We start from the raw sequence: 10,576 nt of genomic DNA on the forward strand, positions 1-10,576 counted from the left end.
GCGCTCGTTGAAAACGAGCGCTTTTTGCTTTTTTATGAATGACGTTAATTAAATTCAATGTATATTTTTTCGCCCATATTCATGCCGAACAGCGAAGCAGCACCATTGTGAAGATTGCCTTTGTAGACGGTTAATTCTAGAAGATCATTGTCATTAAAAATTACTGCAGACTTTCCGTGATATTCTTGTTCTTGCTTCCAATTCACCACCAAATCCGTGTATTGATTAAAAATTTTGGTCAATACAATATTTCTGAATTTCACAGTAAAGCTTTTAAAATTACTCGCATGTTTTTCGAAAAGGCTTTTATGGATATTCGACACAACATTTCCAAAATTGTCGACATACATTACCTCGCCAATAATCATCTTTTCAGAAGCTTTATAACTGGCATTTACAAAGAAAGTTTCTTTCATTTCTGGCAAAGGTCTTCCGATAACATCTGGTATACCGCCATTGTGTAGATGTACCGCCGCTGGAACAAAAATATCTGTTGCGGTAAAGTTAATAGCATCATCAAAACGTTTGTCAAGCGTTATTTCGTAGATATAATCCGGTTTAATATCAAAAAATATTAAATTAAGAATACCATTATCTGCCGCTAAAAAGTAGTGTCCATCAATTTTTGCAAGAATGTTTTTTCGGTCCTTGTGGTAAAAACTATCCACACAAATAATATGGATACTGCCATCGGGAAAGCTTTTGTACGAACTTCGTAAAATATAAGCTGCTTGTTGCAGGTTGTAAGCAGAGATATTGTGGCTGATGTCTACAAACTTAATATTTTCGTTTTGGCTGAGGAGGCTGCCTTTGATGCAGGCAACGCGATGGTCAACAGTTCCGTAATCCGAAGTTAAGCTTATAATGGGCATCCTTTTTATTTTATGCAAAATTAACTATAAATATATTCTCAGGTCAAGGCTTTCCTCAAATCAATTCTTATATTTGTTAGGAAAAATACTCTGAAAATATATGTATGAACTAAATTATGAAATCTCTGACATCGATACAAAAGTTTTTTATGGTGTACAGAATCAGTATTTTAATTTAATTAAATCAACCTTTCCAACGCTTAAAATTACTGGTCGCGATAACTATATTTTTGCGATGGGAAATCAAGAAACTTTAGATGTTTTAAAATCTAGATTGGATGACATTGTTGCTTTTATTTCTAAACATAACAGCATCGATCTCAAAAATGTTGAATCTATTTTAAGAATAAAATCCGAGGAAGAAAAGCAATTGGTTTTTGATCAAGATATTATTGTTAAAGGTGTTAACGGAAAAGTGATCAAGGCGAAAACTTCAAATCTTAAAAAATTGGTGAAAACCAGTGATAAAAAAGATATGGTTTTTGCGATTGGTCCTGCTGGGACAGGTAAAACTTATACCAGTGTTGCTTTGGCAGTTCGTGCACTTCGTGATAAAGAGGTTAAAAGAATTATCTTAACGAGACCTGCTGTGGAAGCAGGGGAGAGTTTAGGTTTTTTACCTGGTGATCTTAAAGAAAAGTTGGATCCTTATTTACAACCTTTGTATGATGCACTTCGTGACATGATTCCACATGAGAAGTTGGAAGGTTATATGGAGAAGAAGGTGATTGAGGTTGCGCCTTTGGCTTTTATGCGTGGACGTACTTTGGATGATGCATTTGTGATTTTGGATGAAGCGCAAAACACAACACATTCTCAGATGAAGATGTTCTTAACCAGAATGGGAATGAATGCCAAATTTATTATTACTGGTGATCCAAGTCAGGTCGATTTGCCTAAAAATCAACAATCTGGACTTCGAGAATCGATGAGAATTTTGAAAGAAGTGGAGGAGATTGGCTTTGTCTATCTTACAGAAGAAGATGTTGTTAGACATCCTGTGGTTAAGAAAATTATATTGGCATATAATAAAGAAGAGCAACAAAATCAACAAAACAAGTAAATCTTTTCCAAATAATTAATATATTTGTGAAATGCTAATAGAATTGAGATTTTGCATGAAGTATCTTTTTGCTTTTTTAGGCTTCGTTTTTTTTTTGAATTGTGCACCTAAAAAGAACTTAGAATTAGAGGCTAAACAGCAAGCTGTTCCAGTTGATTTTGAGATAGTTCATCAATCTAAATTTGAAGTATTGGGAGATCATTCATTTGAAGTTTTGAAGAGTCAGGATGAGGTTGATAATTTGTATAAGTATCTATTTGCTTCTGCAAAGGGTTTTAGACAAATTCCCATTCCAGGATATGAAGAAAATGAAACCTTAGTGGCTGTAAGTTCAACTCCTAAAACCAAAAATGATATTGAAATTAAAACTGTTAATATGCTAGATGGGAAACTTAATATTGAAGTTACAGATGTAGAAAATAAACAATATCCCATTAACAGTAGATATAAAAGTTTGATAATTATTAAACTTTTGAAAAAATATGATGCTAAAATAATTAACTTAATTACAAAATAATATTATGATTAAAAATTTCTTTACGTGCGCAGCAGTTGTTCTTTCTGCATCCGTATTTGGGCAAGCCAACTATTGGAGCAAAACTAATAATGTTGCAGGTAAACAAACAACGCAGAGACTTTCGCAACCTTCGAATTTCAAATTGTATAATTTGAATTTAGAAAACATTGAAACAGCTCTAAAGAATGCACCTCAGAGAGACTCAAATAATGAGGGATTGGTACTAAAGTTTCCTGATTCTAATGGAAATTTTGTTGATTATGTAATACAAGAAGCTTCTGTATTAGCACCAGAATTACAAGCTAAATATTCAGATATTAGATCATACGTAGGTTATCAAAAAGGAAATAAGTCTAACACTATTAGATTCAGTGTTACACCTACAGATGGAGTTAATGTTATGTATTTTGATGGAGGAGAGGTTAGTTACATGGATAACTACACAAAGGATAACAAAACTTACATCGTATACAAAAGAAAAGATTTAGGTAATGCTCCAGAAAAATTCAACTGTGGATTTTCTGAAGAAAATGAGGATTTTATTAATAAAGGCTTAGACGCTAATAAATATCCAGTGGTGCAAGACGGTAAATTTAGAACTTATCGTTTAGCATTGGCTTGTACATATCAGTATGCTAACTTCCATGTTAACAGAGCGGGATTGTCAGGTGGTACAGTTGAGCAAAAGAAAGCTGCAGTCTTAGCAGCAATGGTTGCTAGTATGACGCGTGTTAACGGTGTTTATGAGAAAACAGTATCATTAACAATGGTAATGGTTCCTAATAATGATCAAATTATCTTCTTAACAGCTGCTGATTATCCAACAGGTTTGACATATACAAACAATGAAGGATCTACGATGTTGAACCAAAATCAAAATATAGTTGATAAAGTTATTGGAACTGCTAACTATGATATTGGTCACGTATATAGCACAGGAGGTGGTGGTATCGCACAGCTTCAATCACCATGTGGTAGCGGAAAAGCAAGAGGTGTAACTGGTCTTGGTACACCAGTTAATGACGCTTTCTATATTGATTATGTTGCGCATGAGATGGGACATCAGTTTGGAGCTAATCATACTTTCAATAATAATACACAAGGAAGTTGCACAGGTAACAGAAACTTATCAACAGCTTTTGAACCAGGTGGTGGTTCTACCATTATGGCTTATGCGGGTATTTGTGGACCAGATAACAATATCCAAGCTCACAGTGATCCTTACTTCCATGGTATTAGCGTGAATGAGATCTATAACTTTATCAGCAAGCCAAATGATTGTTCAGTTAAAACTGCGAACAATAATCAACCACCAGTTATTTCTGATCTAAAAGATTACACGATTCCAAAATCAACTGCATTTGCTTTAACTGCTTCTGCAACTGATCCTGATGGAGATGCAGTTACTTATCTTTGGGAGCAAATGGATAGCCAAAATAGCACACAGCCGCCAGTTGCAACTGCTACAGGAGGACCAGTATTTAGATCGTTTATTCCATCGACTTCGGGTGTAAGATACTTCCCAAGTATGGAAAATGTATTAGTAAATAATTTTGCTTCTAAATGGGAAATTGTTCCAACAGTAGCTAGAAATCTTAACTTTAACGTTTCTGTAAGTGATAACAAAGCAACAGGTGCACAATCGGCAAGAGCTATGATGCAAGTTGTTGTTGCAAATGCGGGCCCTTTCAAAGTAACTTCACAAGATGCATATGCACAATATGATGCGGCAGTGCCAATGACGGTTACTTGGGATGTGGCAGGTACTGATGCAGCACCAATTAATACACAGTTTGTTCAGATTTTGTTATCAAAAGATAATGGTCAAACTTTTGACATTGCCATCGCAAACAGTATTCCTAACAGTGGATCTGCGCAAGTAATGTTACCAAATGAAAATATCGCTTCGGCTAGAATTATGATTAGAGCGGTTGATAATATTTACTTTGCAGTTAATTCTGCGCCATTTGCGGTTAAGAAGAATCTTGCAGTTAGTGATATTGCTAAAAAAGGATTTACAATTTATCCTAACCCTGCAAAAGGAGAGGTTAATGTATCTATTGCTAACAAGTCTGCTGATGCTAGTTACATGATTTATGATCAATCTGGAAGATTACTAAAACAAGGTAAAGTTGCAAGTGAGAAAATTAATGTTTCTGATTTGTCAACAGGTACTTATAGAATGTTGATTAATAACGGAGGTGATGTACAAAGTCAAAACCTAATTATTAAGAAATAATTTTAGTTATTATAAAATTTTAGAAAAGGCTCGTTTTTACGAGCCTTTTCTTATTTATAATGTTTATATTTTGCTAATTAATGTTAATTGGTTGCTAAGTTGTATTATTAGGTCTTGTATAAATGTGATTATAGGAAATAGAAATGCAGCTTGTGATTAAATTTTATCAAAAAAATTAACATAATTTATAATTTGGTCTCATATTTGATTATGTTAAAAAAGAAATTAAATAATACAAATATTACAATTATGAAAAAGTTATTTTTAGTAGGTGCTTTAGCACTTTTCGGAGCGATGAATGCTCAATCGGGTTTTAAATTAGGAGCTAACATAGGTTTGCCAGTTGGTGATGCGTCAAATACATCTAGTTTTACTGCAGGTGTTGATGCCTCTTATTTGTGGCCAATTGCGACAGATTTTAATTTAGGTCTTGCTTCAGGATATAATATTTATTTTGGTAAAGATGTTGATACTGGTTATGGTACAATTAAAATGCCCAATTTAAACATAGTTCCAATAGCAGCATCTGGACAATACCGTTTTACCCCAGAATTTAGTTTGACAGTAGATTTGGGATATGCTTTTGCATTCGCTGATGGTAATAGTGATGGTGGTTTTTATTATGCACCTAAAGCAGCTTACCACTTTGGACCTAGTGAAGTTAACTTAAGTTACAGAGGAATTTCTCAAAATGGAGGTAACGGAGGATCTGTTAACTTAGGTTACGCGTATTCTTTCGGTAAATAATTTTTAGAGCTTATTTTACTTATATAAAGCATCCAATTTTGGGTGCTTTTTTTAGTGCTTTTTATTAATGATTATTAACCTACGAAGTCTTTTAAAGCTAAATTCTTTTCCTTGTAATTTTAAAAACTTTTATTGAAAGATGTTTATCACTTGTTTTTAAAAACAATGAATTATGATAATTTTTGAAATTGTAATTGGAAATGCGTTGTATTTTTGAAGGTTTTTGGGTTTTGTAATTAATTCGGTTGCTAATGTCATAATTTGGGTATTTGTTTTGTCATAATGTGTTATTACGGAATTTTTTTATTCGATTTTACTGATATATTTCATAACCTATGTTAAAAAAATTTAAGATTGATTGCTATACATTTGCAGCGTTAATTTTTATTACAATGAAAAAAGTATTTCTAGTAGGTGCATTAGCACTATTCGGAGCAGCAAACGCTCAAATTGCTCAAGGAACAAAATTCATCACAGGAACAGTAGGTTACCAAGGTGAAAAAAATAATAACAGTGATGTGACAAAAGATTCATTCTCAGTTATCCCGACTGTAGGATATTTCGTAGCACCTAACGTAGCTATTGGATTAGGTGTTGGTTACGAGTCTAACTCTAAAAAAGGAAACCTTACTGATGTTACTAACAATACAGTTGTAGATTATAAAAATACAACATCAGCTTTCGTTATTGAGCCATTGGTAAGAAAGTATTGGAATGTTTCTGATAACTTCTTATTATTCGGTCAGTTGTCTGTGCCAATGAAATTTGGTAATGATAAGTATGAGCAAGCTGGAACTGAAGTAGGTAAGGACAAATTTACTGGTTTTGGAGTTGTTGTTAAGCCTGGTATCGATTACATCATCGCTCCAAACTGGACTGTTGAAGCTACTTTAGGAGAGTTCGGTTATAGAACTTCGAAATATAAAGATGCTGAAAGCATTGATAACTATAACTTCGGTCTTAACTTAGGATCAGTTACTTTCGGTGTTAAATATCTTTTCAAATAAGATTTTTAAACACTTTTAAAAATATGAGAGCAGCCAATTGGCTGCTCTTTTTATTTGCAGTATTTTTAAAATAATTTGCCAATTTATAATTTTAGAAATATATTTGTTTTGTTTTAGTGTTTATTATACTGTTAAATTGGTGTATTTTTTAATAATTCGTAATTTTTCATGTTGCTTTCTGAAAACATTATTGTAATTGGTGTTTTATTTTACGATTGTAATAAACAAGTAGGGATTGGGAGATATAATAAAAATGTCAATTTATAGATTACATAACAGAGTAACATATATGGATAAGAAATTTATATTCGTTTTAAGCTTTTTTTTGACTACGTCTTTGCTCTTCGCTCAAAAGAAATTCACAAAGAAAGAAAGTGATTCTGTTCTTAGTAAACTTCAATATTTAAAAATAAAAGAAGAAGACTCTAAAAAAGCGATAGAAGAAATTAATACTGTTTTACCAAAACTAAATAGCGATTCGGCAAGGATTATTCTTATCCGTCAAAAGGCTTATCTATATTCGCGATTAAGAGATGAACCTAATGTTCTTAAAACTTATTTGCAATCCAAGGATTTGGTAGATAAAATGGGAAGTGAGCGGGAGAGTGTTATGTATCATCTTGCTCTTGCTGAGGTATACAGCCATTTGAAGATGTTTAATTTGTCATTAAAAAATTTGGAAGATGCCAATAATTTAATGCGATCACCATCTAAAGTTCCGAAAGATCCAATGCATCGTTTAGCATATACCGCACTAAAGTTAAATGCTCTTTTTGAATCACGAGATTATAAAAATTGTATAAAATTCGGGAAAGAAATTTTACCTGAGTTTCAAACAATTTCTAATGTTCAACAAAAGACTTTTATGACGATGTTGGCTAATCAGCTAATTGCATTTTCATATTTAGAATTGCAAGATTATGCACATGTACAGCCATATTTAAAAAATGCAATTGCTCTTGATAAAAATCAAATTTATGAATTTCAACTCAAGAATAATACCGCTTTTGGTCGCTTCTTGTTCGAAACAGGTAAAACGGATTCTGCGTTGATTGTACTTAATGATTTTAAAATTAAGGAAAAGCAATCTTATCCAGATGTTGTTGCGACACGTTCCAATTTGTTTGCTAAAATCTATGTTGCCAAGAACAGGCCTGAGTTGTCCGAAGCTCACCTTAATAAGAAGGATTCTTTGGAGCGTGAGACACAAGCTCTTGAAGTTAATGCAGCCGAAGTATCTGTAAGACACGTCGAACAAGAAAAAGATAAAACTATTGAAAGCAAAAACTCACTTATTTATTATTTGCTTTTACCCTTAATTCTCTTAAGTGTTGGTTTGGTTTCGGTTCTCGTTTATCGCAAAAAGAATGAAAAAGAAAAATATCAACGGATCATTAACAGATTGAGAAACGAAAGAAATGACGTTAATAGAAAAAATATTGATGGACTATCTGCTAACTCTGAGAACGTCGTTGAAGATTCCCAAAAGACTAAAATCATTGTGTCGCAAAATTCTTCCTTAGCTGACGTAAAAGAAAAAGAACTTCTAGAAGGGCTTGCTAAATTTGAGCTGAAAGAGAAGTATAGGGATATGGATTTATCGCTTGCTTCGATGGCAACTTATCTAAAAACTAATAGAACATATCTTTCGGAGGTTATAAAAAAATACAAGGCTAAAAACTATAATAGTTATATTAATGAATTGAGAATTAATTACATTGTTCATAAATTGTATAACGAGTCGGAATACCTTAACTATAAAATAAGTTATTTAGCCGAAGATTGTGGCTTTGTTTCGCATTCTTCTTTTGCAACAATTTTCAAATCAGTCTTGGGAATTTCACCTTCTGCTTTCATTCAAAATCTAAAAGAAGATCATAATAAATAGATTTTTTGTTTAAATATTTTCTAGTGCAATTTGTATACTTTTAGAATCGAATTTTTCATTTTTCTATACTTTTTGCTTTCTTTTTACTCTTTCATTTTTTTAAATAATATTTTAGTGAGTGTTGTTTTAAGTTGTTGATATATAGTGTTTTGTGGATTTTAAAACACTTTTAAAATTGGCAATTTCAAAAGACTATTCCTTTTATGCGTGTGTAAGTCACAGTAGTTTTGTCACAACAAATGCAACTGATGAAAAACGAAACACTATGTACAAGCAAGTTTGTACTTTCTCAAATTTTGAGAAGGTTATTGACTTGGTACATGGTGTTTTTTGTTACTTCTTTTTCTTTTGCAGCTAAAGTAGGGAATGGGCGAATTGATCCGAAATCAAGCTCTACTTTATTTATTTCTAAAGATGCCGTTTTTTATGTAAGTGACGGAGCAAAAGTTTTTTCTTCGAACCAATCTATAGATTCCAATGAAGAAACTATAAAAGTACTAAGCAAGAAAGAATCGAAAGATGATTTTGATGAAATTTCAAAAAAATCTATTGTAAAGAAAAGAAAAAGAATAAAAGAATACATTCCCGAATCTAAGAGGCTAGAAGTCTTTTACATACCAATTGAACAAACAACAGCAATTGCCAGCCAAAATGTAAAACAAACTTTCGCTGTTCCAATTCCTACGACACAACATTTTATTTCCAGTATAAGCTTCTGGTGGTTGAAATCAATGCACTTGCCCTTTGCTGAGAAGAAGCTGCTAATACTACCAACTTTAAAAGTATCAAATCCATATTGTAGTTATATACAATCCAGGCCACCACCAGGAAATTCCAATTTCTTGTATTCAATTTAATTGATAAAAACTAATACAAATAAAAAAAACAATTATGAAAAATAAATATTTTAGATTATTTTATTCTTTAGCATTTTTGCTGGCATTTGTGTCCTTTACCAAGGCACAGTGCGATATTAATTCTTTTACACTAACGCCTATTGCTGGGACTTGTGCTCAAGATACACAAGTTAATGTAGTTGTGCCAGGAGGTATTTCTTGTGGAAACGCTACGGCAACTATTAGATTACAAGGCACAACAACAGATATTACCTTTCGAACCTTGACTGCAGGTGGTTTAGCGACTTTTGATAATTTGAAACCAGGTGCTTATGAGGTACGTCTACAACAAGGTGCTACCACAACCGCTTATAAAAAAGTGACAACTACCAGCTCCTACAAGCCAATTGTTGTAACAGCAACTTCTGAAAATACAAGTTGTGCTAATACAGATCCATTGTTCACCAATAATGGAAAAGTAACAGTTAGCTTTAGTGGTGGTAATGGTCCTTTCACTGTAACGCTTACAGGCCCAGGTGGACCTTATACATTTGCAACTGCCACTACAGCATCGCACACTTTTAGTAATCTCGCGCCTGGAAGCTATACAGCAACGGTACAAGATAATTCTATAACTTGTACAAGTGCGGAAGCAAGAAGTGTAACAATTACAGAAACACCAAGAGTAGCTTTGAACACTTATACACGTCGTCGTACAATTAATTCGAGCTGTCAACGTATTCTAGAGTTAGTAATGGATTCTGGTAATGTAGCGTATACAAGACAAACAGGAAGCGCAACTTATCAGATTGCTGGTGATCCAACTGTTTACCAAGCATTGATTATTCCTTCGTCAACACAACGTACCACTTTTTATACACAAGCACTACCTGCTAATGTAGACGTTACATTTACTGTGACAGATGGTTGTAGAACAATAACGGAGGTGATGAATTCTAAGGATGTTGAAAAACCTTTCACGTATACACATAATGTATCAACAGGTCCAGATTGTAAACCAATATATACCATTAATATGACTTTGTGGACATTAGACGGACCAAACAAAGTTGGTATTTGGAGTCTTTCTCCTAATTCTAAAGTGGTAATCTATCGCGAAGTTCCTGCAGATTCTGGTAACTGGGTAAAAGAAGATGAAATTAGTAAAGATTTTTTCTGGCTAACAAGAAACTCTGCGCCGTGGACAACTGGTGATTTCAATACTAGATTCAAATATGTAGCGGTAGATGCAAATGGATGTAATACGTGGAAAAAACGGACAAATTGACCACCCAGATTCGGAGTAAATTGACCACCAGTTTCGGAGCAAACTGACCACCAAGATTCGGAGCAAATTGACCACCTTGATTTTGGTTGATTTTTTCAGTTAAAAACGATTGATTTTTT

Annotated in this window: 9 protein-coding genes; 8 read left to right on the plus strand and 1 reads right to left on the minus strand. The window is 33.2% G+C overall.

Annotated elements, in window-relative coordinates; all coding sequences use genetic code 11:
• Positions 1-44 precede the first annotated feature (44 nt).
• Entirely contained in the window at positions 45-872 is an 828-nt protein-coding gene (locus Q1V95_RS06540) for an SAM-dependent chlorinase/fluorinase (protein WP_300671907.1), read from the minus strand.
• A 100-nt stretch (positions 873-972) separates the two neighbouring features.
• On the opposite strand from Q1V95_RS06540, the gene Q1V95_RS06545 reads away from it, so the two are divergent.
• The 8 genes from Q1V95_RS06545 to Q1V95_RS06580 all read left to right on the plus strand — a co-directional run bounded on the left by Q1V95_RS06545 (position 973) and on the right by Q1V95_RS06580 (position 10,457).
• Positions 973-1,935: a PhoH family protein gene (locus Q1V95_RS06545; protein ID WP_300671910.1), complete on the plus strand. Its 963-nt coding sequence runs from the start codon at positions 973-975 to the stop codon at positions 1,933-1,935.
• A gap of 55 nt (positions 1,936-1,990) precedes the next feature.
• Positions 1,991-2,452 carry a hypothetical protein gene (locus Q1V95_RS06550; RefSeq protein WP_300671913.1) on the plus strand — a complete coding sequence of 154 codons (462 nt, stop codon included), beginning with the start codon at positions 1,991-1,993 and terminating at the stop codon, positions 2,450-2,452.
• A gap of 4 nt (positions 2,453-2,456) precedes the next feature.
• Positions 2,457-4,691: a M12 family metallo-peptidase gene (locus tag Q1V95_RS06555; RefSeq protein ID WP_300671915.1), complete on the plus strand. Its 2,235-nt coding sequence runs from the start codon at positions 2,457-2,459 to the stop codon at positions 4,689-4,691.
• Positions 4,692-4,940: 249 nt separating this feature from the next.
• Positions 4,941-5,438: an outer membrane beta-barrel protein gene (locus Q1V95_RS06560; protein ID WP_300671918.1), complete on the plus strand. Its 498-nt coding sequence runs from the start codon at positions 4,941-4,943 to the stop codon at positions 5,436-5,438.
• Positions 5,439-5,830: 392 nt separating this feature from the next.
• Positions 5,831-6,445 (plus strand): outer membrane beta-barrel protein, encoded by a 615-nt coding sequence (locus Q1V95_RS06565; protein WP_300671921.1) that lies wholly within the window; start codon positions 5,831-5,833, stop codon positions 6,443-6,445.
• A 289-nt stretch (positions 6,446-6,734) separates the two neighbouring features.
• Positions 6,735-8,333 (plus strand): helix-turn-helix domain-containing protein, encoded by a 1,599-nt coding sequence (locus Q1V95_RS06570; RefSeq protein ID WP_300671924.1) that lies wholly within the window; start codon positions 6,735-6,737, stop codon positions 8,331-8,333.
• Between the two features lie 248 nt (positions 8,334-8,581).
• Complete coding sequence (locus tag Q1V95_RS06575; RefSeq protein WP_300671927.1) at positions 8,582-9,190, plus strand: hypothetical protein; 609 nt, start codon at positions 8,582-8,584, stop codon at positions 9,188-9,190.
• 34 nt (positions 9,191-9,224) lie between these two features.
• Positions 9,225-10,457, plus strand: a complete 1,233-nt coding sequence (locus tag Q1V95_RS06580; RefSeq protein WP_300671930.1) for a hypothetical protein — start codon at positions 9,225-9,227, stop codon at positions 10,455-10,457.
• Positions 10,458-10,576: the final 119 nt, after the last annotated feature.

Source organism: Soonwooa sp., assembly GCF_030151385.1.
Lineage (GTDB): Bacteria > Bacteroidota > Bacteroidia > Flavobacteriales > Weeksellaceae > Soonwooa.